19 protein-coding genes are annotated in these 23,437 nt (G+C 73.9%); 13 read left to right on the top strand and 6 right to left on the bottom strand.

The window, feature by feature from the left end; all coding sequences use genetic code 11:
- Positions 1-14: 14 nt before the first annotated feature.
- Positions 15-1,748, bottom strand: coding sequence for a DEAD/DEAH box helicase (locus O7634_RS25975; RefSeq protein ID WP_278152742.1), 1,734 nt, complete (start codon positions 1,746-1,748; stop codon positions 15-17).
- Positions 1,749-1,820: 72 nt separating this feature from the next.
- Complete coding sequence (locus O7634_RS25970) at positions 1,821-2,723, bottom strand: hypothetical protein (protein WP_278152741.1); 903 nt, start codon at positions 2,721-2,723, stop codon at positions 1,821-1,823.
- Positions 2,724-2,853: 130 nt separating this feature from the next.
- On the opposite strand from O7634_RS25970, the gene O7634_RS25965 reads away from it, so the two are divergent.
- From O7634_RS25965 to O7634_RS25940, 6 genes are all read left to right on the top strand, one after another.
- Entirely contained in the window at positions 2,854-4,008 is a 1,155-nt protein-coding gene (locus tag O7634_RS25965; protein ID WP_278152740.1) for a histidine kinase, read from the top strand.
- Positions 4,005-4,610 carry a response regulator transcription factor gene (locus O7634_RS25960; RefSeq protein ID WP_278152739.1) on the top strand — a complete coding sequence of 202 codons (606 nt, stop codon included), beginning with the start codon at positions 4,005-4,007 and terminating at the stop codon, positions 4,608-4,610. The genes O7634_RS25965 and O7634_RS25960 overlap by 4 nt, the downstream gene beginning before the upstream one ends.
- Before the next feature lie 24 nt (positions 4,611-4,634).
- Complete coding sequence (locus tag O7634_RS25955; protein WP_278152738.1) at positions 4,635-5,189, top strand: 2'-5' RNA ligase family protein; 555 nt, start codon at positions 4,635-4,637, stop codon at positions 5,187-5,189.
- Between the two features lie 306 nt (positions 5,190-5,495).
- Complete coding sequence (locus tag O7634_RS25950) at positions 5,496-6,464, top strand: DUF5715 family protein (protein WP_278152737.1); 969 nt, start codon at positions 5,496-5,498, stop codon at positions 6,462-6,464.
- Between the two features lie 4 nt (positions 6,465-6,468).
- The gene (locus O7634_RS25945; RefSeq protein ID WP_278152736.1) at positions 6,469-8,058 is read left to right on the top strand and encodes an asparagine synthase-related protein; all 1,590 of its coding nucleotides are present in this window, start codon (positions 6,469-6,471) and stop codon (positions 8,056-8,058) included.
- A gap of 59 nt (positions 8,059-8,117) precedes the next feature.
- Positions 8,118-8,948: a MerR family transcriptional regulator gene (locus O7634_RS25940; RefSeq protein WP_278152735.1), complete on the top strand. Its 831-nt coding sequence runs from the start codon at positions 8,118-8,120 to the stop codon at positions 8,946-8,948.
- 4 nt (positions 8,949-8,952) lie between these two features.
- Here the strand turns inward: O7634_RS25940 and O7634_RS25935 are convergent, their stop codons facing one another.
- A complete protein-coding gene (locus O7634_RS25935) occupies positions 8,953-10,164 on the bottom strand; it encodes an SLC13 family permease (protein ID WP_278152734.1) in 1,212 nt (403 codons plus the stop codon).
- A 133-nt stretch (positions 10,165-10,297) separates the two neighbouring features.
- Positions 10,298-11,731 carry a hypothetical protein gene (locus O7634_RS25930; protein ID WP_278152733.1) on the bottom strand — a complete coding sequence of 478 codons (1,434 nt, stop codon included), beginning with the start codon at positions 11,729-11,731 and terminating at the stop codon, positions 10,298-10,300.
- Between the two features lie 138 nt (positions 11,732-11,869).
- Here O7634_RS25930 and O7634_RS25925 point away from each other — a divergent pair, with 138 nt between their 5' ends.
- From O7634_RS25925 to O7634_RS25910, 4 genes are all read left to right on the top strand, one after another.
- Positions 11,870-12,571 (top strand): DUF305 domain-containing protein, encoded by a 702-nt coding sequence (locus O7634_RS25925; RefSeq protein ID WP_278152732.1) that lies wholly within the window; start codon positions 11,870-11,872, stop codon positions 12,569-12,571.
- A 55-nt stretch (positions 12,572-12,626) separates the two neighbouring features.
- Positions 12,627-13,832 carry a histidine kinase gene (locus tag O7634_RS25920; RefSeq protein ID WP_278152731.1) on the top strand — a complete coding sequence of 402 codons (1,206 nt, stop codon included), beginning with the start codon at positions 12,627-12,629 and terminating at the stop codon, positions 13,830-13,832.
- Positions 13,829-14,494: a response regulator transcription factor gene (locus O7634_RS25915; protein WP_278152730.1), complete on the top strand. Its 666-nt coding sequence runs from the start codon at positions 13,829-13,831 to the stop codon at positions 14,492-14,494. The genes O7634_RS25920 and O7634_RS25915 overlap by 4 nt, the downstream gene beginning before the upstream one ends.
- A gap of 144 nt (positions 14,495-14,638) precedes the next feature.
- Positions 14,639-17,113 carry an FtsX-like permease family protein gene (locus O7634_RS25910; RefSeq protein WP_278152729.1) on the top strand — a complete coding sequence of 825 codons (2,475 nt, stop codon included), beginning with the start codon at positions 14,639-14,641 and terminating at the stop codon, positions 17,111-17,113.
- A gap of 78 nt (positions 17,114-17,191) precedes the next feature.
- On the opposite strand, the gene O7634_RS25905 is transcribed toward O7634_RS25910, so the two are convergent.
- Positions 17,192-18,454 carry a nucleotide sugar dehydrogenase gene (locus tag O7634_RS25905; RefSeq protein WP_278152728.1) on the bottom strand — a complete coding sequence of 421 codons (1,263 nt, stop codon included), beginning with the start codon at positions 18,452-18,454 and terminating at the stop codon, positions 17,192-17,194.
- A gap of 123 nt (positions 18,455-18,577) precedes the next feature.
- Entirely contained in the window at positions 18,578-19,945 is a 1,368-nt protein-coding gene (locus O7634_RS25900; protein WP_278152727.1) for a serine/threonine protein kinase, read from the bottom strand.
- Between the two features lie 535 nt (positions 19,946-20,480).
- On the opposite strand from O7634_RS25900, the gene O7634_RS25895 reads away from it, so the two are divergent.
- The 3 genes from O7634_RS25895 to egtA all read left to right on the top strand — a co-directional run bounded on the left by O7634_RS25895 (position 20,481) and on the right by egtA (position 23,348).
- Positions 20,481-21,113 (top strand): RNA polymerase sigma factor, encoded by a 633-nt coding sequence (locus O7634_RS25895; RefSeq protein ID WP_278152726.1) that lies wholly within the window; start codon positions 20,481-20,483, stop codon positions 21,111-21,113.
- A 16-nt stretch (positions 21,114-21,129) separates the two neighbouring features.
- Positions 21,130-21,933 carry a hypothetical protein gene (locus O7634_RS25890; protein ID WP_278152725.1) on the top strand — a complete coding sequence of 268 codons (804 nt, stop codon included), beginning with the start codon at positions 21,130-21,132 and terminating at the stop codon, positions 21,931-21,933.
- Between the two features lie 179 nt (positions 21,934-22,112).
- Positions 22,113-23,348 (top strand): ergothioneine biosynthesis glutamate--cysteine ligase EgtA, encoded by a 1,236-nt coding sequence (gene egtA, locus O7634_RS25885; protein WP_278152724.1) that lies wholly within the window; start codon positions 22,113-22,115, stop codon positions 23,346-23,348.
- Positions 23,349-23,437 lie beyond the last annotated feature (89 nt).

Here is a 23,437-nt window from a genome sequence, read left to right as displayed (position 1 = left end):
TCGCCGGCGGCGCGTCAGCGCTCGTCGCGTCCGCGGTCGCGGCGCACCGTGGCCTTGCGGCCCTTGATCGTGCTGCCGCGCAGTCCGGAGATCACCTCGTCGGCCACCCCCTGCGGCACCTCCACCAGCGAGAACCGGTCGGCGATCTCGATCGAGCCGATGTCCCGACCACGGATCCCGGTCTCGCCGGTGATAGCGCCCACCAGGTCCTGCGGGCGCACCCCGGCGCGCCGGCCCAGGCCGACGAAGACCTGCACGGTGTTGCCGCCGCCCGAGCGTGGCCGCCCCCCGCCGCGCCGGTCGCCGCCCCGGCCGCCGGTGTCCGGCCGACCCTCGCGCGGACCGCGGACCGGTACCTGCGGGATCTCCTCCTCGTCGTCGGAGCCCGGCGACGTCACCTCGTGGGCCAGCTTCACGGCGGCGAGGGCGACCTCCATCAGGTCGAACTCGTCGGTCAGCGTCTCCACGATCACCCGGTACGGGTCGAGGTCGTCCTCCAGCAGGCTCTCCCGCAGCGCGCCCTGGGTCAGCTCCAGCCGGCGGGTGCGCATGTCGGCGACGGTGGGGATCTTGTCGATGGTGATTCGCTGGCCGGTCACCCGCTCGATGGTCTTGAGCATCCGGTGCTCGCGCGGTTCGGCCAGGGTGATCGCCACCCCCTCGCGCCCGGCCCGGCCCACCCGGCCGATCCGGTGCACGTACGACTCCGGGGCGGACGGCACGTCGTAGTTCACGACGTGGGTCAACTGCTCGACGTCCAGCCCGCGGGCCGCCACGTCGGTGGCCACCAGCAGGTCGGCGGTGCCCGCCCGCAGCCGGCCCATGACCCGGTCACGCTGCTCCTGGCTCATGCCGCCGTGCAGCGCCTCCGAGCGGTAGCCCCGGCCGTTCATCGTCTCGGTGAGCCGGTCGACCTCCTCCCGGCTGCGACAGAACACGATGGCGGCGGTCGGGGACTCCACGTCCAACACCCGGCCCAACGCGGCCGGCTTGTGCGCCCGCGTCACGATGTACGCGCTCTGCCGCACCCGGGGCGCCTCGCCGGCGACCGGTTGCTCCCGGCCGATCTCGATCCGGACCGGCTCCCGCAGGTGCTGGCGGGCCATCCCGTCGATGCGCGAGGGCATGGTGGCCGAGAAGAGGACCGTCTGACGCTGCTGCGGAGCGTGCTCCAGGATCGCCTCGATGTCCTCGGCGAACCCCATGTCGAGCATCTCGTCCGCCTCGTCGAGCACGACGGTGGCCAGCCCACCGAGGCGCAGGGTGCCCCGGGCGATGTGGTCGAGCGCCCGGCCCGGGGTGGCCACCACCACGTCGACACCGGCGTCCAGCGCCCGTAGCTGCCGCCCGATGGGCTGCCCACCGTAGATCGGCAGCACCCGGGCGCCCAGGTCCTTGCCGTAGCGGTGGAACGCCTCGGAGACCTGCACCGCCAACTCCCGGGTCGGCACCAGCACCAGCGCGACCGGGTCGCCGCCCCGGCGCTGGGCCGCCATGAGGTTGAGCAGCGGCAGCGCGAACGCGGCCGTCTTGCCGGTGCCGGTGGCCGCCTGGCCCAGCAGGTCCCGACCCGCGAGCAGCGGCGGGATCGCCTCCCGCTGGATCGGGGTCGGCTCCTCGTAGCCGAGGCTGGCGAGCGCGCCCAGCAGCTCGGTGCGCAGCCCCAGCTCGGTGAACGCGCTCACCTCGTCGGTGTCGGCGGGGATGGCGTCAGTCGGTGCGTCGTGCTGCGCGGGTGCGGAACTCATGGGTCAAGCCTTTCATCACGCCGTCCGGGCCGTTGCGCCGACCGGCACAAGAGCGGCGCGCCCCCGTTCCCCTCAGGCGTCGACGCTCAGGATGGCCAGGATCATGCCCCCGGCGAGCGTCAGGTCGAGCACCCCACACCACTCGGCGTAGGCGCGCGGCACGACCCCGTTCCGACGGTGGTGGACGAGATCCCACAGGGCGTGCGCCAGCCAGCCCACCGCCACCAACCAGGCGGCGACCCGCCCACCGGTCGCGACCGCGACAACCGTCACGGTGACCCAGACGGCCAGACCGACGAGTTGGGTGGCGAGCACGCCCGGCCCGCGCAGCGTTCGTCGGACCACGCCGATCAGCAGGTACCCGGCGGGCAGGACCAGCATCGTCCACGGGCTGAGCACCCTCGGGTCCACCCACATGTCGACGGTCATCAGCAGCGCCAGCCCGGTGGGCCAGCGGCGGGCGAGCGCCACCACGGCCGGGTGCCGGCGCACCACCGCCGGCGTCTCGTGCCGGTGGCGTACCGCCACCAGCACCATCGCCGGGACCATCAGCAGGTGACCGCCGAGCAGCAGCGTGTCACCGTCGAGAAGGCCAACCTCATAGGGTACGAGCAGCAGCAGGAACGGAACGTACATCGCGGCGGCCATCTCGCCGACCCCACGCCACCGGTGTGCCCGGTAGCGCATCCACACCGTCATCCCGACGGTCATGGTGGTGGCCATCACCAGCGCGGCCACGTCCGGACGGGCCAGCGCCGCGGCGAGCCCCAGCGCGCCGCCGACCGTGTCGCAGAGTGGGCCGAGCAGCAGCATCCCGGCGACCATGGCCAGCGCCATCTCGCCGAGGTGCCACAGCAGCCGTCGTCTGTTGCTGGGACGTGCCGCGCGGGTGGGCGCCGCCGCCTGGTCGGTGGGCAGGGGCGCGGGTGACGGTACGGCGAGAGCGGTGTCCGCGTACATCCGTGTGTTGTCCATGCCTCGACCCTGCCGGTGCTGGCGGTGCTGGGGCAGACGCGTCCGTCATCGGAAAACCGTGCGGGCCGCACGGTCCAACCGTGACGTTCCGCAGGGTGGACCGGGCGTGCGGCGGTCCTAGGATCGGTGCGTGGCAAGCGAGGCGGTGACTCCCCGGGCGGACCGCCGGCTGCGCCGTGCCCGGCAGGCGACGCTGGTGTCGCTGGCCACCGGTGTCTGTGCGTGCGTCCTCCTGCCGGCGGTCGGCCTGAGCCGCGAGCCGGACCGGGGCCGGGTGGTGCTCGGCGCGGTCGGCATCCTCGGCTTCGTGATCGCGCAGACCGCTGTGCTGTACGCGGCCGTGACGCCGTGGCTCGACCCGCATTGGCGGCGTCGCGCCGAGTGGGGCCTGGCCGCGGTGGCGGTGCTGACCGTGCCGCTGGTGGGCCCGGTGGCGGCCGGCAGGTGGCCGACCTGGGCCTGGCTCGGTGCGGCGCTGATCGGCATGACACCACTGCTGGTGCGGTTGCCGGCCGCGCTGGCGGTGGCCGGCGGTGTGTTGCTGGTGTCGGTGTCGGTGGCCTGGTGGACCGGCGGTTCCGTCCCGCGTCACCTCGCGGTGACCGGTGGGATCGGCGTGGCCGTCGCGGCCGTCAACGGGTTCCAGGTCTGGTTCTGGGACTTGTTGGTGGAGGCCCGGCAGGGTCAGGCCGCGCAGGCCAGGCTGGTCGCGGTCGAGGAACGGCTGCGCTTCGCCCGGGACGTGCACGACGTGCTGGGGCACAGCCTCACGGTGATCGCGTTGAAGGCCGAACTCGCTGCCCGGCTCGCCCCTGTCGATTCGGAGCGGGCCGGGCGGGAAGCCGCCGAGGCGCAACGGTTGGCCGCGTCCGCGCTGACTGAGGTACGGGAGACCGTGCACGGCTACCGGGTTGTCGACCTCGACGAGCAGCTCGCCGCGGTGGCGGGGGTGCTGCGCTCCTGCGGGGTGCGGTGCATCGTCCTGCCGCCACCACCGGACCTGCCGCAGAGCGCCGCGATCGAGTTGGCGGCGGTGGTGCGTGAGGCCGGCACCAACGTGCTGCGGCACAGCCGGGCCGACTGGTGCCGGATCCGCATCGAGCGGGAGGACGACGTGGCCAGGATGACTGTCGCCAACGACGGCGCCGACGGCGGCGACCCCGACGCGCACAGTCACGGTCTGCGCGGGCTGGCCGACCGGCTCGCCGTTGCCGGTGGCGAGCTGCGGGTGCGCCGCGAGGGCGCGGTCTTCACCCTCGAGGCCACCGTGCCGGTGGCGTCGTGATCCGCGTCCTGCTCGCCGACGACGAGGACCTGATCCGGGTCGCCGTCGCCGCGCTGCTCGACCTGGAGCCGGACATCGAGGTGGTGGCCCACGCGGCGGACGGGCCGGCGGCGGTCAGCGCGACGCTGGCGCACCGCCCGGACGTGGCGGTGGTGGACCTGGAGATGCCCGGTCTGGACGGCATCGCGGTCGCCGCCGAGCTGACCCGGGTCCGACCCGGGTGCGCGGTGGTCGTGCTGACCGGACACGGTCGTCCCGGCCACCTGCGTCAGGCGCTGACCGCCGGCGCCCGAGGGTTCCTGCCGAAGGGTTCGCCCGGCGGGGCGCTCGCCGACGTGATCCGCCGGGTGCACGCCGGCGGCCGCTACGTGGACCCGTCGCTGGCCGCCGACGCGCTGTCCCTGCCCCCGTGCCCGCTCACCCCACGGGAACTGGAGACGCTGCGGCTGGCCGAGTTGGGGGCACCGGTCGCGGTGATCGCCCGGCGGGTGCACCTGTCGGCCGGCACCGTGCGCAACCATCTCTCCGCCGCCGTGCAGAAGCTCGGCGCGACGGACCGGGCCGAGGCGGTCCGTACCGCCCGGGACAACGGCTGGCTCTGACGGCGGTCCCGATAGCGTGGAGCCGTGCGTACCGTGGAACTGGTGTGCTCGCCCGGCCTGGAGGTCGCGGTCCGGGCGGTCTGGAGCCGTCTGGCCGCCGTCGGGTTGCCCAGCCTGGCCCGCAACGTCCACCCGACCAACCGCCCGCACCTCACCCTCGCGGCCGTCGACGACCTCCCTCCCGGGGTCGAGCACCGCCTGGCCGAGCTGTTCGACGCCGCGCTGCCGGTGCCGGTCACCCTCGACCGGGTCGTCGTCCTCGACGGCAGCGCGCCGCTGGTCTGGCTGGTGCGACCCACACCGGAGCTGACCTCGCTGCACGCCGCCGTGTGGGACGTCCTCGCCGGGGCCGAGGGACACCGCCCGTGGCACGCGCCGGGCGTCTGGGTGCCGCACCTGAGCCTGGCCCTGCGGTTCCGCGACGCGGACCTCCGGCTGGCCCGGGCCGTCACCGGTGGGCAGCGCCCCGTTGGCGACTTCGACAGCGCCCGCAGCTACGACGGCACAGGCCGAACCGTGACCCCGCTGACCCGTGTCGACCAGGACGGTCCCGCCCGGCTCGATCGAGAGTGGGGTTGATTGTTGACGACGCCCAGACACGAGCCACCCGCACAACGACGTGATCGACTCGGCTTCCGGGAAAACTGGGCCATCCCGTAAGCCGGAGGGCCCGACTTCACGAAACCCGAGTGGATCACCTGACTGGGCCGGCGCGCACGGCTGCCCGGCTGGGGTGCTCGGCCGCGCCTGCGTACCCGGCGTCAACCGGACGGTTCGCTCCCTTCGGGGTAGATAGGAGGATTGTTCGGTCGGCTCCGGTCCCGGCGATTACGGTGTGTTACAGGGCGAACCACCCCATGTCGTGACCGGAGAAGGGACCCCGTCATGCGAGTGCCCAGCCGCAGCCCGGGACAGCAGCCCGGTTCGCCCCCGTCACCCACCGCGCCGGCCCGCCGCCGGCCCTCCGGCACCGCTGCCCGCCGTATGCCCGCCACCGCGCCGGACCTGGCCGCCTACCGGGCCGCCGTCGCCGAGCTGCTGGTCGAGGTCGGCGCCCTCGCCGACGCGCCGAGCACCCGGGCCCGGCAGATGCTCATCGACGAACGGCTGCGGGAGCCGGCGCTGGCCGCGGTGCTCGACGCCACGCCGCAGGGCCTGCTCGGCGCGCGCGAGACGCTGCTGCTGGAGATGGCCCGCTACCAACCGAACGAGCGCACCTCGGCCCGGGACCTGACCGCGCTGGTCCGGATCTACCTGCTCTCCCGGATCGACGTGCTGTGGTGGCAGGACGCGCCGACGTTCGTCACCGACGACCAGGTCAACGGCAGCGCGGAGCTGGTCGACCTGGAATGGCTGCGCCGGCGCGACCTGCTGCGCTTCCGCTACCAGGAGCAGCCCGCCACGGTGCTGGGCCGCGCCGCGCGTGGGCTGCGTCGCCGGCTCCGCCCGGACGCCACCCCGCACACCGCCGGGCTGCTGTTCCGCCGCGCCCGGCGCGAGGTCGTGGCGTTGCTCAACGACATCGGGCGGGAGTTCGCCGCCGCCGCGCCGCCGGCCACCCCGCCGCTCTGGGTGACCAGCCTGGTCCGCAGCGCCGAGCACCAGTACCGGCTGCGCCGCCTGGGGTACGCGGCGATGCTGCCCAGCGGGCACTGCCTCGGCTACTCGGTCGACGTCGAGCTGGCCTGGTTCGCGCGTTTCGGCGCCCGCGACACCCTCGCCGACCTGCTGCTGGCCCGGCAGGAGTCCGGGGAGATCAACGTGATCGACGAGGGGCAGGCCTGGCACCTGTGCCTCGCGCCCGGCGCCCGACGGCGTTTCCGGCGCGCGTACGAGGCCGAGATGGGGATCTGAGCCGATGTGCGGCATCGCGTTGAGCATCGGCCCCGAGGCCGACCCGGCCACCTTCCGGCGGATGCTCGCCGCCCTCGCCCCACGCGGCGAGGTGACGGAGACCCGTTCCGAGACCGGACTGCTCGCCGGCACCCGCCGGCTGCGGGTCGTCGACCGGGAACGGGCGGTGCAGCCGTGGACGTCGACCGACGAACGCTGGCTGCTCTGCTTCAACGGCGAGATCTTCAACTACCGCGAACTGCGGGCGCAGCTGACCCGCCTGGGGCACGTCTTCCGGACCGACGGCGACACCGAGGTGCTGCTCGCCGCGTTCGAGCGGTGGGGCGAGGCGGCGGTGAACCGGCTGCGCGGCGAGTACGCCTTCGTCGTCGGCGAACGGGCCACCGGCCGGGCCTACCTGGCCCGCGACCCGCTCGGGGTGAAACCGCTGTACTGGTCCCGCCGGCCGGGATGCCTGCACCTCGCCTCCGAGGTCAAGGCGCTGGTCGGGCACGGCGCGCCGATCGTCGAGGTGCCACCGGGGCACCACGGCTGGGCGCGGGCCGAGGGGCCGGTGCGGCTGGGCCCGTACGTCGACCTGCTCACCATCGGCGAAGGTCTGCCGGTCGTCGACGACCCGGACGAGGCCGCGTTGCTGGTCCGTGCCGCGCTCAGCGACGCGATCCGGATGCGGGTGGAGACCGACCTGACCGTCGGGGTGGTGCTCTCCGGCGGTCTGGACAGCTCGGTGATCCTGCGCCAGGTGCGCGACATCCACCCGGACTGCGTCGCGGTGACTGTCGGCGTGGCGGACAGCCCGGACGTGGCGTACGCCCGGCGGCTCGCCGCCGACCTCGACGTGCCGCACGTCGTCGTCGAGCTGCGTCCGCGCGACATCCGGCTCGCCGACGTCCGGGAGGCGATCCGGATCGCCGAGTTGACCGAGTACGGCGACATCATCAACGCCGTCGTCTCGGTGCCGATCTTCCGGCGGCTACGCGACCTGGGCGTCAAGGTGGTGCTCACCGGCGACGGCTCCGACGAGCTGTTCGGCGGGTACCCGATGTACCACCAGGTCGGCCCCGCCGCCGCCCGCCGGCTGTTCCTGCACCGGATCCGCAACCTGTGCCGTACCGAGTTGCAACGGGTCGACCGGACGGCCATGGGACACGGTGTGGAGGCCCGCGTGCCGTTCCTCGACCTCAGCGTGGTGGAGCTGGCGATGCGACTGCCGCTGGAGTTGAAGCTGCGCGCCGGACAGGAGAAGTGGATCGTCCGGCGGGCGTTCGCGGACGTGCTGCCCGACTACATCGTCCGCCGCCGCAAGAACCCGATGTCGTACTCGTCCGGCCTGCACGAGCGGGTCCGGCTGTACAAGCCGCTGTTCGCGCGGCTGCACCGCTCGTTCGGCTACGACCTGCAGGAGCCGGTCCGTCGGGACTTCGACAGCGTGCTCCGCCGCTGCGGCAACGACCTGGACCGGGCCATCGTCGACGGGTCCACCCGACCCGACTACACCGTCCTGGAACACGCCCGTGACCTGGTCGGCGCGGCGAGGTGGAACGCCGCTCCGATGGTCCGCCGACTGGTCGGCCCCCGCCCCGCCCGCCGGTGAGCGACGGTGCGCCGCGGGCTTGACTCTGACACGGTGTCAGGGACGAGCCTGGGGGAACCATGTTCACCATCGGAGACTTCGCCAGATTCGGCCGGGTGTCGGTGCGGATGCTGCGCCACTACGACAGCATCGGCCTACTGCGGCCGGCCAGCGTCGACCCGCACACCGGGTACCGCTCCTACCGCGCCGACCAGCTGCGCCGGCTCAACCGGGTGATCGCCCTCAAGGGCCTGGGTCTCACCCTCGAGCAGGTGCGCGCGATCGTCGACGACGCCGTCGACGTTACCGAGCTGCGCGGCATGCTGCGGTTGCGCCGGCACCAGTTGGCGGCGCAGGTGGCGGCGGACACCGCCCGGCTGGCCGCCGTGGAGGCGAGGCTCCGGACGATCGAGTCGGAGGGTCGGATGACCACCCAGGACGTCGTACTCAAGGAGATTCCGCCGGTCCGCGTCGCGGCGCTCGCCGCGGTCGCGCCCAGCTACCAGGGCCACGACATCGGCCCGGTGATCCAGCCGCTCTACCCGGAGCTGTTCCGACGGCTGGACGCCGCCGGGATCACGCCGACCGGCCCGGCGCTCGCCTGGTACGAGCCCGCTCCCGGCGATGACGGGGACGCGGTGCTGGTGCACGCCGGGGTGGCCGTCGCGGTCGGCGCGGACGCCGTCGCCGACGTCGCGGTCGTGGACCTGCCGGCGGTACGGACCGCCGCGACGGTCATCCACGAGGGCGCGATGGAGGACGTGGAGCCGAGCATGCAGGCGCTCGCCCGGTGGGTCGACGAGAACGGCTACCGCGCCGACGGGTACGCCCGGGAGGTGTACCTGGAGTACTGCGCGGACGCCCCGGAGAAGGGCGTCACCGAGCTGCAACTCGCCGTGCGCCGGGCCTGAGCGCTCAGCTGACCAGCACGAGCGCGCCGACGGCGGCGAGCGTGCCGGTGACCGCGAGCAGCGTGCTGGTCAGCACGAAGCGCCGCACCGGCACGGACACCCAGGCCGCCCGGCACCGCTCGAACCACAGCAGGGTGGCCAGTGACGCCCAGGGGGCCGCCAGCGGGCCGACGTTGGTGCCGATCAACAGGGCCAGCAGGCGGGTGTGGTCCACCGTCGGCAGGACCGACTCGCCGGCCAGGTAGGCGGGCAGGTTGTTCACCGCGTTGGCCAGCAGGGCGCCGGTGCCCCCGGCGCGCAGCGCGCCCAGCGTGCCGCCGTGGGCGCCGAGCAGGTAGCCGACCAGGTCGTCGAGTCCGTGCCGGCCGACGGTCTGCACCACCAGGAAGAGGCCGGTGACGAAGAGCAGCAGACGCAGCGGGACCAGCCCGGGGCGCAGCGTGGCCGGGGACCGCACGACGAACCCGACCAGCACCAGCGCGAGCGCGACGGTGGAGGCGAGCCCGATCTCCACGCCGGCGAGGATGCCGGCGACGAAGATCAGGCAGCCGGCGAGCGCGGTGCGGTGCAGCACCGGGTCGGCCGGCACGTGCCGGGCCGGTGGGACGAAGCGCCCGCCGGCCGGCCGGTCCCGCCGCCACCACCCGAACCACAGCAGCGCCATGGTGACCGCCACGGCGGCGACCTGCGGCAGCGCCATCCGGCTCGCGTAGGTCAGCGGCGCGAGCCCGACCCGGTCGGCGGCCAGCAGGTTGGTCAGGTTGGAGACCGGTAACAGCAGGCTCGCGGTGTTCGCCAACCAGACGGTGGTGACCGCGAGTGGCGCGGCGGGCACCCGCAGGGTCCGGGCCAACGCGAGCAGCACCGGAGTGAGCAGCACGGCGGTGGTGTCGAGGTTGAGCACCAGGGTGGTCAGCGTCGCCAGGCCGCCGCAGAGCAGGAACAGCGCCGCCCAACTGCCTCGGGAGACGATCGCCAACCGGCTGGCGAGCACGTCGAAGACGCCGGCCACGGCGGTCAGCTCGGCGAGCACGATCACGGTGCCGAGGAAGAGCAGCAGCGGCAGGATCCGGTGCAGGGTGGCGGTCGTCTCCGCGCGCGGCAGCAGCCCGCTCAGCGCGCAGGCCGCGCCGAGCCCGGCGAGGACGACCGCCACCAGGTCCAGGGGGTGGGGTCGCCAGCGGGTGGCCGGCTCGAGCGGGGCGGTACGCGTCACGTCTGGTCACGTTGGCACAGGACCGGGCCCCTCGCCCGGCAACCCCTGGTCCTGGTGACCGACAGCACGAACCGACGACCGGGCCCGGACCTCCGGCGAGCGGGGGACCGGACCCGGCCGTCGTGCGCGGTTCCTACCAGCCCAGGTAGCTGGGCTGGGTCTGCACGTTGAGCTCCTGGTAGCGGGTCAGCTTGGCCGTCCAGGTGCGCCAGTCGTTCAGCTCCAGGACGTCCAGGCCCTTGACCATGTCGTTGGAGTAGATGTGGCCGTTGTAGTAGTACGCGGACCAGGTGCCACCGCCGACCAGGGTGTCGGCCGAGAGCGGGCCGCGCTCCCAGAAGGCGATCTCCTTCGGGTTGGCCGAGTCGGTGAAGTCCCAGACCGAGATGCCGCCCTGGTACCACGCCTGGACCATGATGTCCCTGCCGAGCACCGGGATCAGCGAGCCGTTGTGCGCCACGCAGTTCTCGGTGTCGGCGTTGTTCCGGGGGATCTTGTAGTAACTGCGGAAGGTCATCGTCCGGGCGTCACCGCGACCGCTGATGTCGTAGACGGCGTCCGCGCCCCGGTTCGGACCGATCGCCTCGTTGCAGGTGGCGGCCCCGCCGCCACCCAGCTCGTCGGTGAAGACGACCTTGGTGCCGGCGTTGTTGAAGGTGGCCGAGTGCCAGAACGCGAAGTTGGTCTCGTCCCGCACCCGGTTGATCACCCGGGGGGCCTCCCGGTTCTTGATGTCGAGCAGGATGCCGTCGCCCATGCACGCGCCGGCGGCCAGGTCCTTCGACGGGTAGGCGGTGAGGTCGTGGCATCCGGTGGTCGCCGAGCCGGTCGGGCTGCCGGGGAAGCCGCCGTCCGGGAAGAGGTTCGGCGTGGCGACGACGGCCGCCTCGGTCGGCTTCTTCAGCGGCACCTTCACGATGGAGATCGAGTCGTGCGGCGGCTGGCAGTCCGGGAACTGGGCGCGCGGGCTGTACGACGAGACGTACAGGTAGACCGCCTTGCGGTCCTTGCCCGGCACCAGGGTGTGGGTGTGTGAACCGCAGGCCGTCTCGACGGACTTGATGTAACGGGGGTTGGCCTTGTCCTTGATGTCGAAGACCTTGATGCCCTCCCAGGAGGCCTTCACGTCCGCGCCCAGCGGGGTGCTGTTGCAGGAGTCGTCGCTGCGCGGCGAGTCGGTGGAGAGGAAGAGCAGGTCGCCGTGGACGGAGATGTCGTTCTGCGACCCCGGGCAGAGCACCCGGGCCTTGACCGTCGGGGCGCTGGGCCGCGAGATGTCGTAGATGACGAAACCGTTGTAGTTGCCGGCGAACGCGTACCTGCCCTGGAAGGCGATGTCGCTGTTCGTCGCGTCCAGCGGGGCGACCTTGGGCACGTTGGCGATCTGGCGCAGGTTGGGGCTGCTGACGATCTCGTCGACGCCGGGGATCGTGGCGGTGGGCGCGGCGGCCGGCGTCACCTGGGCGTTGCTCGCCGGGGCGGCGAGGGCGCTGGCGACGAGGAGGCCGCTCGTGGCGAGCGCCACCACACGGAGTTGTCGTAACCGTGGCAGGGGGACTCTGATCATCGGCGGGGTCCTTCGTGAGGGGGACACGATGGCTGAGACGTTACCGCTCGACGAAGAACGTCGATGTGACCCGGGTCACACCAAAGTGAGTTTGTCTATGGATAGCATCGCGATGACCTCGACTTCCGGGAGTGGCCCATGACTGAGCGGCGCGCGCGAACACTGGCTTTCGTCACACTGGCGCTCGTGCTGCCGCTGGTGGCGATCATCGTGATCCGCTCCGGGGACGACGCCGGCACGGACGCCGCGCGACCGGTCTCCGCGCCCGCCGCCGCGTCCCCGACGGTCAGTCCGGTGCCGACCGACCTGACCGTCATCGCACCCGGGCGTCCCGGCGAGTCGGCCAGCACCCGCGCCGCCCACGAGGTCCGTGACGCCGGTCCGGCCCCGCACAACGCGATGGACGTCTGGTTCGTGCGGATGATGATCCCGCACCACGCGCAGGCCCTCGCGATGGCGGAGCTGGCCCCCGACCGGGCCGCCGACCCCGACGTCCGGGCCCTCGCCGAGCGGATCCGCGCCAGCCAGGGCCCGGAGATGGGCCTGATGCGCGGGTGGTTGCAGACCAGGGGGCTGCCGGCGGAGGCGCCGGGGCACGACCACGGCACGATGCGCGGGATGCAGTCCGCCGAGGCGATGCGGCAGCTCGCCACGACCCGTGGCGCGGAGTTCGACAGGCTCTTCGTCCAGATGATGACCGCGCACCACGAGGGCGCGATCGCGCTGGCCACCGACCTGCTCACCGTCGGCTCCGACCTGACCCTCAACGAGTTCGCCAACTCCGTCGCCACCGAGCAGTCCGTGGAGATCGACCGCATGCGCGAGGTTCTCGCCCGGTGACCCCCCGCCCCGCGCGGCGGGGGCGTCGACGGTCCGGCACGTACGCTGAACCACCGTGAGACGCACAGTGTTCGGTCGCCCGCTGCGCGGCGTCGCCTTCGACGTGGCGGTCTCCGGGCTGGTGGCACTCGTCTCCCTGGTGGCCGCGGTGAACCAGCAGGGCGGCTGGGCAGCCACGGCCGTCGGCGCGGGGATGGCGGTGGCGCTGCTGTTCCGCCGCACCCACCCGAGGGCGGCGACAGTGGCCGTCGCGGTGCTCGCCCTGGTCCAGGTCATCGCCGGGTGGGGTCCACTGCCCTACGACGTCGCGGTGCTGATCGTGCTCTACAGCGTGGTCAAGTACGGCGAGCGGCTGCGCGACGGCGTGCTCGCCGGCGCGGTGGCCGCCGTCGGCGTGCTGCTCGCCGCCGCCCAGACCCCCGGCGTCATCCAGTTCTGGGTGACCGCGCTGTGGTACGCGCTGGTCACCGGAGCGGTGTGGTTGGCCGCGCTCAACGTGCGAACCCGCCGGCTCTACGTGCTCAGCCTGGAGGAGCGCGCCGCGACCCTGGAGCGGGAACGGGAGGCCGAGTCCCGGGCGGCGGTCGCCGAGGAGCGCACCCGCATCGCCCGCGAGCTGCACGACGTCGTCGCGCACAGCATGGCCGTGATGATCGTCCAGGCGGACGGCGCCCGGTTCATGCTCGACCGCGACCCCGATCAGGCCCGCGCCGCGGTGAAGGTGGTGGCCGACACCGGCCGACAGGCGCTGGAGGAGATGCGCCGGCTGGTCGGCGTGCTCCGCGACGCCGACCCCGCCGGCATCGACGGGCCGGCGGTGGCGGCCGACCCGGAGCACCGACGCCTCGCCCTGGCCGAGCTGCCCGACCTGCTGGCCCGGTTCGACGACGCCGGGCTGCGCGTCATCCAGACCGTCACCGGCACGCCACCGGACCTGCCGCCGGGCCTGGAGCTGACCGTCTACCGGGTGGTGCAGGAGGCGCTGACGAACGCGCTCAAGCACGCCGGCGTCGGCGCCGCCGTCGAGGTCGGGCTGGCGTACACCGCCGAGGCCGTCGTGGTCCGGGTGGTCGACGACGGTCGCGGTCGCCCCCTGGTCAGTCCCGCCCCGTCCGGCGGTCACGGCCTGCTCGGGATGCGGGAGCGGGTGACGGTGTACGACGGCAGCCTCACCGTCGGGCCCCGGGTGACCGGGGGTTGGCGGGTCGAGGTCCGGCTACCGCTACCGTCGGAGCCGGCATCGGAGGTGATCGCGGCATGACGGTCCGGGTGGTGATCGTGGACGACCAGGCGCTGGTGCGCGCCGGGTTCCGGATGGTGCTGGACTCCCAACCCGACCTGGAGGTCGTCGGGGAGGCGATCGACGGCGCTGACGCCCTGCGGGTGCTCGCCCGCACCGAGGCCGACGTCGTGGTGATGGACATCCGGATGCCCACCATGGACGGGGTGGAGGCGACCCGGCGGCTCTGCGCCGACCGGCCCGCCGGCCCACCCCGGGTGCTGGTGCTGACCACCTTCGACACCGAGGCGGACGCGTTCGCCGCCCTGCGGGCCGGGGCGAGCGGGTTCCTGCTCAAGAACGTCCCGCCGGAGGAGCTGCTGGCCGCGATCCGGGTGGTCGCCCAGGGCGACTCGGTGGTGGCCCCCTCGATCACCCGACGGTTGCTGGACCGCTTCGCCGGTCAGCTCGGGGCCGCCCCGAGCGCGGACCCCCGGCTCGCGCAGCTCACCGACCGGGAACGCGAGGTGCTGCTGCTGGTCGCCCAGGGCCTGTCCAACGCCGAGATCGCCGCCCGGGTACACGTCGCCGAGGCGACGGTGAAGACCCACGTCGGGCGCATCCTGGCGAAACTCCAGCTCCGCGACCGGGTGCAGGCGGTCGTCCTGGCGTACGAGAGCGGGCTGGTCACGCCCGGCGGCTGACGCCGCGTACGACCTGGGTCGTAGCCCGCGCCGGGCGCGGCGCGACCCCTGGCGCAGAGCTGTCGAGCGCGCAGGTGGAGATCGACCGACCGGTGCCGGCCATAGCGTCGGAGGGGCCCGATCCGCCACCCACCGGGAGTCCCAGTGATCCGCCTGACCCTGCGCTCGTTGCGTGCCGAGGCGCTGCGCCTGCTGCTCTCCGCGCTGGCCGTCGTGCTGGGCGTCGCGTTCGTCGCCGGCACCATGATCTTCGTCGACGGGATGCGCGCCGGCGCGTACGAGCGGGCGGGCGCCTTCGACCGGCACACCGACCTGGGCGTCTACGCCACCGGCAAGGAGCTGCTGTCGCCGGCCCTCGTCGAGAAGGTGCGCGCCGTCGACGGGGTGGCCGCCGCGGCCGGCGAGCTGACGAACACCGGCGGGATCGTCGGCGCCGACGGTCACCCGGTGCTCGGCTTCACCATGCTGGTGTCCATCCCGACCGAGGACGCCCTGCGCTCGTACGACGTGGTCGCCGGCCGGTTGCCCGACCGGGCCGGGGAGATGGTGCTCGACGCGCCCACGGCCGCCGAACAGGGCTTCGCGCTCGGCGCGCCGGTGCGCGTCGGCGGCAGCGGTGGCGCGGCCCGCGCGTACACCCTGGTGGGCACCGTCGACGTGGCCGGCACCGCCCGCGACGTCGGCGGTCCGTTCGTCGGCCTGGTCGGCTCGGACGCGTTGGCCCGCACCGGTGAGCGGGGTTACGGCCGCGTCATGGTCGCGGCCCGACCGGGTGTGCCGGTCGCCGCGGTGACCGACCGGGTACGCGCGGTGGTCGGTGCCGACGCCACGGTGAAGAGCCGCCAGCAGATCCTGGACGAGGCCGTCGAGGACGCCGTCCGCGACGCCGACCAGTTCCGGATGCTGCTGTCGATCTTCGTGGGGGTCGCGATGGTGGTGGCCGCCTTCGTGATCGCCAACACCTTCGCGATCGTGTTGGCCCAGCGCACCCGGCAGACCGCGCTGCTGCGCCTGATCGGCGCCACCCGGGGGCAGGTCTTCCGGGCCGCCCTGCTGGAGTCGGCGCTGCTCGGGCTCGTCGCCGCGACGCTCGGGGTGCTCCTCGGCGTCGCGCTCGCCGCCGGGCTGCGCCTGCTGATGGCCCGAACGACAGTGCCGGTCGCCGGTGGCCTGACCGTGACCGCGTCGACGGTGGTGACCGGGCTCCTGCTGGGCACCGTGCTCACCGTGTGCGCCGCCCTGCTGCCGGCCTGGCGGGGCACCCGGGTCGCCCCGGTCGCCGCGCTCACCGACGCGGCCGTGCAGCCCAGCCGGGGCGCCGGCCGGGTCCGGCTGTCCGTCGGCGCGGTCGTGCTGACCGTCGGTGTCGCGGCGCTGGTCGGCGCCGCCAGCGCCGGTCAGTTGCTGCTGGTGGCCGTCGGCGGGGTGCTGACGTTCTTCGGCATCGTGCTGTTCGGGCCGGTGCTCGTGCCGGCGCTGGCCCGGGTGTTCGGCTGGCCGGTCCGTCGGGTGCTCGGCGCCACCGGCGCCCTGGCGGTCGCCAACACGGTGCGCAACCCGCGCCGGGTCGCTGCGACCGCCACCGCCCTGGTGATCGGGATCGGGCTGGTGTCGGCGTTCATGGTCGGCGCGCGCAGCACCAAGGACGGCATCGAACGCAGCGTGGACGCACAGGTCGGCACCGACTTCGTGGTGAGCGGGATCGGTCAGGAGCTGCCCGCCGCCCTGGTCGGCGAGCTGGCCGCCCGCCCCGACCTGGGGGTGGTGCACGAACAACGCGCCACTGTCGCCGACGGTGTCGAGGTTCGCGCCGCCCACCCGGCGCTCGTCGGTCGGACGCTCGGCGCGGTGCTGGCCGGCGACGCCGCCCAGGTCGGTCCGGGCCGGGTGCTGGCGCACCGTGAGCTGGCGCGGGCGCGCGGTTGGCAGGTGGGCTCCACGGTGACCGTTCGTGGACGGGAGCTGCGGGTGGTAGCCATCGTCACCGACGACACCACCGGCCGCGACGCGCCCACCGGACACGTCATCGACCTGGCCGACGAGGACTTCACCGCGCTCTTCCCCGCGCAGCGGGGCTTTCTGGCGGAGATCGACCCGGCCGCCGGGGTGAGCGCGCAACGGGCCCGGGACGTTATCGAGGCGGTGCTGAGCCGCTACCCGACGGTGAACCTGATGGACCAGGGCGCGTACAAGAAGATGCTCACCGGCACCGTGGACATGGTGCTCGCCCTCGTCACCGCGCTGCTCGGCCTCGCGGTGGTGATCGCCCTGGTCGGCGTGGCGAACACGCTGAGCCTGTCGGTGGTCGAGCGGACCAGGGAGAACGCCGTCCTGCGGGCGGTCGGGCTCACCCGGGGGCGGCTGCGAGCCGTGCTCGCGGTCGAGGCGGCGCTGATGGCGCTGGTCGGCGCGGTGCTCGGCGTCGGACTGGGCACCGGCGTCAGCGCCTCCGCGATGGCCCTGCTGGACCGCCTCGGCGGCGACTTCCACGTGGTGCTGCCACTTGGTCAACTCGGGCTGACCCTCGGTGTCGCGGTGCTCGCCGCCCTGCTCGCCTCGGTGCTGCCGGCCCGCCGGGCGCTGTCCCGTCCGGTCGTGCAGGCCCTCGCCGACCAGTGACCGGCGACCGTCGCGACGGACATCCGCCGGCCGGTCCCGCCCTCGTCCTGGCGACGGGACCGGCCAGCGGTGCCGGGTCTAGAGGCGCTCGACCATCGGGCCGGAGCACCGGTTGCGGGTGTCGAAGACGTAGCGGGCGTGCCGGACCACGAGGTCGTAGTCGAACGCGTCGTGGTCGGTGACCACGACCACCGCGTCGGCCGCCCGCACCTCCCGCTCGGTCAACCCGACCACCGTCACCCCGGCGGGGATCTGGTGCGCCTCCGCGTACGGCTCGACGGCGTGCACCTCGGCGCCGAGGGCCTGCAGCCGGCGGGCCACGTCGACGGCGGGGGAGTCCCGCATGTCGCCGGTGTTCTTCTTGTAGGCCAGACCGAGCAGCAGCAGCCGGGCGCCGCTGACGGCCCGGCCGGCCCGGTTCAGCCCCGCCATGATCCGTTGCGCGACGTGTTCGGGCATCTCGTGGTTGACGTCGTTGGCCAGCTCGATGAACCGGAACTGTCGACCCAGTCGGCGTTTCACCTGCCACGACAGGTAGCACGGGTCGATCGGCAGGCAGTGCCCGCCGACGCCGGGGCCGGGGCGGAACGGCAGGAAGCCGAACGGCTTGGTCTCGGCGGCGTCGATCGCCTGCCAGACGTCGATGTCGAGGTGGTGCGAGAGCATGGTCAACTCGTTGATCAACGCGATGTTGACCTGGCGGAAGGTGTTCTCGATCAGCTTGGTCAGCTCGGCGACCCGGGTGGAGTCCACCGGCACGGTGCGGTCCACCAGGCGCCGGTAGAACTCGTCGACCCGGGTCAGCGACGCCCGGTCCACGCCGGAGACGACCTTCGGAGTGTTCTCCAACCGCCAGCTCGGGTTGCCCGGGTCGATCCGTTCCGGGCTGTAGCCGAGGTGGAAGTCGCCGGGACTGGTCAACCCGCTGGCCGACTCCAACAGCGGGCGCAGCAGCTCCTCGGTGGTGCCGGGGTAGGTCGTCGACTCCAGGATCACCGTGCAGCCGGCGCGCACGTACGGGCCGATGCCGATGCCGGCCTGCTCGACGAAGCTGAGGTCGGGGGTGCCGTCGCGCAACGGGGTCGGCACCGTGATGACGCAGATGTCGAAGCCCTCGGCGGCGGTGTACTCGGTGCTGGGGTGGTAGCGACCGCTACCCAACGCCCGGCCCAACCGGTCGGTCGGGATGTCCTCGACGAACGACTCGCCGGAGGCGAGGCGCTTGACCCGGTCGGCGTCCACGTCGAGGCCGACCACGTCGAGCCCCGCCTCGACCGCGCGCATCGCCAGCGGCAGTCCGACGTATCCCTGACCGATCACGACCAGCTTTTCAGCGCTCACCCAGGCTCCCGCAGCAGTTGGTGGATATGACCTGCTGAGAGCCTAGGGGCGTCGTCGGCGCCGTAAGTCCGTTTTGGGGATATCGGTGCTATCGGGGCTGCCGGGACTGGTACGACGCGCGGCCTAGCCGCCCGTCGGAGCCTCCGGATCGGTCGGCGCGCTCGTGGTGGGTGGCGGGTCCGACGGTGCCGGCGGCTCGCTGGGCGCACCCGTCGTGGGCGGCGCGCTCGTCGGCCCCGTGCTGGCCGGCGGAGCCGACGTCGTCGGGGCCGTCGACTGGCTGGGCGTCGTCGTCGGCTTGGCGGTGAGCGACGCCGACGGGGTGGTGTTCGGCGCGTACGGCCGGTCGGGGCGCACTGGATCTCCGGTGGGGGCCTGCTCGTTCGCCGCCGGCACCTCCTGCGGTCCGGCCGGCGCCACCGTCGGCGAGGGGGTGGGCAGCTTGACCGCCGGGTTCTCGCTGGCGCTGCGCGCCGCGCCCAGTGCCGCGCCGAGCCCGACCAGCGCGACCAGCACGACCGCCGCCGCGCCGACGAGCGGCCCACGCCGTCGGGCGCCCGGCGTGCCGTCCGCCACCGCCGCGCCGACCGGGACGTCCGCCCGGGTGCCCGGCCCGGCGTCGCGCAGCGGGACCGACGACGCCATCGCCGTCGGCGGCTCGCCACCGGTGACCGCCGTCCGGGCGGCCTCGGCCATCGCCGCGCCGCTGCTAAACCGCTCCGACGGATCCTTGGCCAGGGCCCGCGACACCAGGGCGCGCACCGCCTCCGGAATGTCGTGCGGCAGCTCCGGCGGCTCGTCGTCCAGGTGCCGGACGGCGACCTGCAACGGGTTGTCCCCGGTGAACGGCGGACTCCCGGTCAGGCAGCAGTAGGTGACCGCGCCGAGCGCGTAGATGTCGGTGGCGCCGCTGACCGGGCGGCCGGCCGCCTGCTCGGGAGCCATGTAGAGAGCCGTGCCGGGCACCGCGTTGGTGCTGGTGATGCTGGTGATGTCGGTGGACCGCGCCACGCCGAAGTCGACCAGGACGACGCTGCCGTCCTCCTGCACCAGCAGGTTGCTGGGCTTGACGTCGCGGTGCACGATGCCGCCTCGGTGCGCCGCGTGGAGCGCCGCGGCCGCCTGGGCCACGATCGACATCGTCTCGGCCACGTCGAGTCGCCCGGCGGCCTCGATCCGCTTGGACAGCGGCTCACCGTCGACGAACTCCATGACGAGGTAGTCCGCGTGGCCGCCGTCGGGCAGGTCGTCCGCGCCGCAGTCGAAGACCTGGACGATGCCCGGGTGCCGCAGCGCCGCCATGATCCGCGCCTCGGCCCGGAACCGGGCGATGAAGTCGGGGTCCGAGACCAGCGCCGGCAGCAGGACCTTGACCGCGACCGGCCGGCCGAGGATCAGGTCGGAGCCACGCCAGACGTCGCCCATGCCGCCGGTGGCGACACGTTCGTCCAGGCGGTAGCGACCGCTGAGCACGACCTCCGATGACAACACCGCCTTACCGTACCTAGAGTGGCGCGCGGCGGCGCGCCACGGCCCTGCCGCCGGACGGCCGGTCGGTGGCAGCCGGTTCGGCCTGACCTGTGTGGACGACACGTCTCCGTGACGCTGCGAGAACGCTGTGTGACGAAACGCGATAATTTTCGACGCGCGGCGGCTCGACGGTGGCGTCACAGCGCCCGCGCGGGCCGCGGGCGTCCCAGAGTGACGGAATGTTACGGCGACACGCCGTTCCACACCGTTGATAATTGTCACTCTTCCGTGACACGAGCCCGACTTGTCGTACCACGGACCCCCTCCTAGCGTTAGCCCGGCTCGGGTCCCGCCCGGCGACCTCGGCGTGCCGTGGGTCGCGCCGACCACCCCGGCGTCGACCCTGGACCGACCGCCCCGACAATCTCGGTCACGGGCAGAATGCAGAACGGGGGAGGGTGGTGCGGTTGCTGATCGAATGGACGACGCGCGTCCCCGCGCCCCCATCGACCGGGCGGACACGGCGAGCACGCCTCCGGCGACGTGCGGGCCGCGCATGACAAGCGACCTGTCCGACGCGGTCAGCGCGGCGCAGGCCGGAGACGAGGACGCGTTCCGTTTCCTCTACCGCAGTCTCCAGCCGGGGCTCCTGCGGTACCTGACCGCTCTGGTCGGCGCGGACGCCGAGGACGTCGCCTCCGAGACCTGGTTGCAGATCTCCCGCGACCTGCCGCGCTTCACCGGTGGGGAGTTCCGTGCGTGGACGGTCACCATCGCCCGCAACCGGGCGATGGACCACCTGCGCCGGATGCGTCGCCGACCCGTGCTGCCGGTCCCGGTGCAGGCGCTCACCGGGTTGGCCGGCGACGCGGACACCGCCGAAGGGGCCGACGAGACGATCGGCACCGAGACCGCCCTGGCGCTGATCGCGACCCTGCCACCCAGGGAGGCCGAGGCGGTCCTGCTGCGTGCGGTGATCGGGTTGGACGCGAAATCCGCCGGCCGGGTCCTGGGTCGACGGGCCGGCGCCGTCCGGACCGCCGCCCACCGGGGCCTGCGACGGCTCGCCGTGCTGCTGGAGCGGCAGCGGCCGGCCGGGGTGTCGGTCGGCAGCGAGGGGGTGCCGTCGCCGCGCGCGGGCGGTGGTTCGTCAGTGCGTACGCCGCACGTGGAACCGGCGGACGGCTGACGTGAGGGGATTTCCGATGAACCCGTTCCGGCGGGCCGACCAGGTGGCGAGCGAGCGGCTGCTCGACTCGGCCCGCGCGCGGACCGGAACCGCGCCGGACGAGAACCGGCCCGACGAGCACGCGACGCCGAGGCAGCTCCCTCCGCGCTCCCCGGCCGACCCGGTCGCCGCGCTGCTCGCCGCCGCCGCCGCTCCCAGCCGGGCCGGCGAGATGGCGGGGGAGGAGGCGGCGGTGGCCGCGTTCCGCGCCGCCCGCGCCGACCCGACGCCGGCCGCTGCGGACCGATCCGGCCGCCGTCGACTGACCACCGGCGCGGTGGCCTGGATCGGCGCGGTGGCGGCGACCGCCACCGCCGGGGCCGCCTTCGCCGCGGTCACCCGGGACCGGGCGCCGGAGCCGGTCCCGCCGCCCCCGGCGCGCACCGCGCCGACACCGACGCCCGGCACGCACCGGTCCACCGAGCCCAGCCGGCCGGCGGGCCCCGCCACGCCGTCGCCGGCCCTGCCGCCGCCCGTCACCGGCGCCCCGTCGGCGGGCCTCCCGCCGGCCGGCGACCTGGACGACCTGTGCCGGGCGTGGCAGGCCAAGAAGCCCGCCCAGCGGGAGAAGGCGCTCCGGACGCCGAGATTCGAGGGGCTGGTGGCGGCCGCCGGTGGTCCCGCCCAGGTCGAGGCGTACTGCCAGCGGCTGGTGCCGGAAGGCACGCCCACCGCGTCGCCGGTGACGCCGACGCCCGCCGGACCGCCGCGGGCCAAGCCGTCGCCACCGGCGAAGACTCCGCCGTCACCGCTGCCGCCGGGCCTGCGTACCCCCGGCTGACCGGCCCGCGCTCCCGGGGCCGGGAAGGGCCGCCGGGCACGGTTCCGTTCCGCCCTGCGCCAGAAGTTCGTCTGCTAGACAGGGGTTGGTGCCGCCGTGCACATCCGCCGACGGTGTCGGAGGATGGGCCTACGGTGGCACAGTGCCGGGAACCGGCACACGGAGAGGGGGCCCGACCCTTGGTGACGTCACCCGACCTGGACCGCGGCGTGATCCTGCGCGACTCCGCAGCGGCAACCCGACATCTCGCCCGGATCTGCTTCAAGACCGGGCCACCCACCCACACCGGCGTCGAACTGGAATGGACCGTCCACGACGCCGCCGAGCCGACCCGCCCCCTCACGGCGGCGCGGCTGCGGGCGGCACTGGGGCGACACAGCCCCGCCACGCTGGATGCGACCAGCCCCGCCGACCCTCTGCGACACGGTGGCGTCGTCACCCTCGAACCGGGCGGCCAGCTGGAGATCTCCACACCGCCCCGCCCCTCGGTCGCCGCGTTGATCCACGCCACCGAGGCCGATATCGCCCAGGTCACCGACCTGCTGGCCGCCGCCGGGCTGGTCCTCGGTCGCAGCGGCATCGACCCGCACCGCCGGCCCCGCCCGGTGCTGGAAACCCCCCGCTACCGCGCGATGCGTGCCGCCTTCGATCGACGAGGTCCGGCCGGTCGCACCATGATGTACAGCACCGCCGGTCTCCAGGTCTGCCTGGACGCGGGCGAGCCGGAGCAGGTGGCCGAGCGCTGGGCCGCCGCGCACGCCGTCGGGCCCCCGCTGCTCGCGGCGTTCGCGTCCGCCGCGCGCCACGCCGGCCGGCCCACCGGCTGGGCCTCCGCCCGGATGGCCGCCTGGCAGGCGATCGACCCGAGCCGCACCCGCCCGGTCTGGACGCCGGGACGCGCCGGGGAGGACCCCACGGCCACCTGGGCGCGGTACGTGCTCGACGCGCCGTTGCTCTGCCTGCGCCGAGACACCTCCGACTGGGTCGCCCCGCCGGGCGTGACCTTCGCCGACTGGCTCGACGGCGCCCTGCCGCAGGCACCGACCGCCGACGACCTCGACTACCACGTGAGCACCCTGTTCCCGCCGGTACGCCCGCGCGGCTACCTGGAGTTGCGCTACCTGGACACCCAACCGGATCGGGACTGGCGGCTCCCACTGGCGGTGGTGACGGCTCTCTTCGCCGCTCCGGGCACGGTGCGCGAGGCGTACACCATCGCCGCGCCGGTGGCGCATCGCTGGTCGGCAGCCGCGCGGCACGGCCTGGCCGACGGCGCGTTGGCCACCGCGGCGGCGGCCCTGCTCGACCTGGCCCTGGCCGCGCTGCCCCGCCTGGAGCTGCCGGCCGGCCGGCACGAGGAAATCCAGCGAGGAGTACGGCAGAGACGGGCCGCCACCAGGGGAGGAGTCCAGTGAGCGCGAGGAGTGAGCCGGGGTTGCGAGCCCCGCAGTCGCGAACGGAAGACGGCTCGGTGAGTGCGAGGAGTGAGCCGGGGTTGCGAGCC

It is taken from the genome of Micromonospora sp. WMMD1120, from assembly GCF_029626235.1.
Taxonomy (GTDB): Bacteria; Actinomycetota; Actinomycetes; order Mycobacteriales; family Micromonosporaceae; genus Micromonospora.
Note: the sequence above shows the minus strand (reverse complement) of the source record. Positions and strands in the feature narration are given on the sequence as shown.

Coding starts and splice junctions, on each gene's coding strand:
- O7634_RS25915 (WP_278152730.1), top strand. CDS start 13,829: ATGACGGTCCGGGTGGTGATCGTGGACGACCAGGCGCTGGTGCGCGCC.
- O7634_RS25895 (WP_278152726.1), top strand. CDS start 20,481: ATGACAAGCGACCTGTCCGACGCGGTCAGCGCGGCGCAGGCCGGAGAC.
- O7634_RS25940 (WP_278152735.1), top strand. CDS start 8,118: ATGTTCACCATCGGAGACTTCGCCAGATTCGGCCGGGTGTCGGTGCGG.
- O7634_RS25970 (WP_278152741.1), bottom strand. CDS start 2,723: ATGGACAACACACGGATGTACGCGGACACCGCTCTCGCCGTACCGTCA.
- O7634_RS25975 (WP_278152742.1), bottom strand. CDS start 1,748: ATGAGTTCCGCACCCGCGCAGCACGACGCACCGACTGACGCCATCCCC.
- O7634_RS25945 (WP_278152736.1), top strand. CDS start 6,469: ATGTGCGGCATCGCGTTGAGCATCGGCCCCGAGGCCGACCCGGCCACC.
- O7634_RS25925 (WP_278152732.1), top strand. CDS start 11,870: ATGACTGAGCGGCGCGCGCGAACACTGGCTTTCGTCACACTGGCGCTC.
- O7634_RS25950 (WP_278152737.1), top strand. CDS start 5,496: ATGCGAGTGCCCAGCCGCAGCCCGGGACAGCAGCCCGGTTCGCCCCCG.
- O7634_RS25930 (WP_278152733.1), bottom strand. CDS start 11,731: ATGATCAGAGTCCCCCTGCCACGGTTACGACAACTCCGTGTGGTGGCG.
- O7634_RS25890 (WP_278152725.1), top strand. CDS start 21,130: ATGAACCCGTTCCGGCGGGCCGACCAGGTGGCGAGCGAGCGGCTGCTC.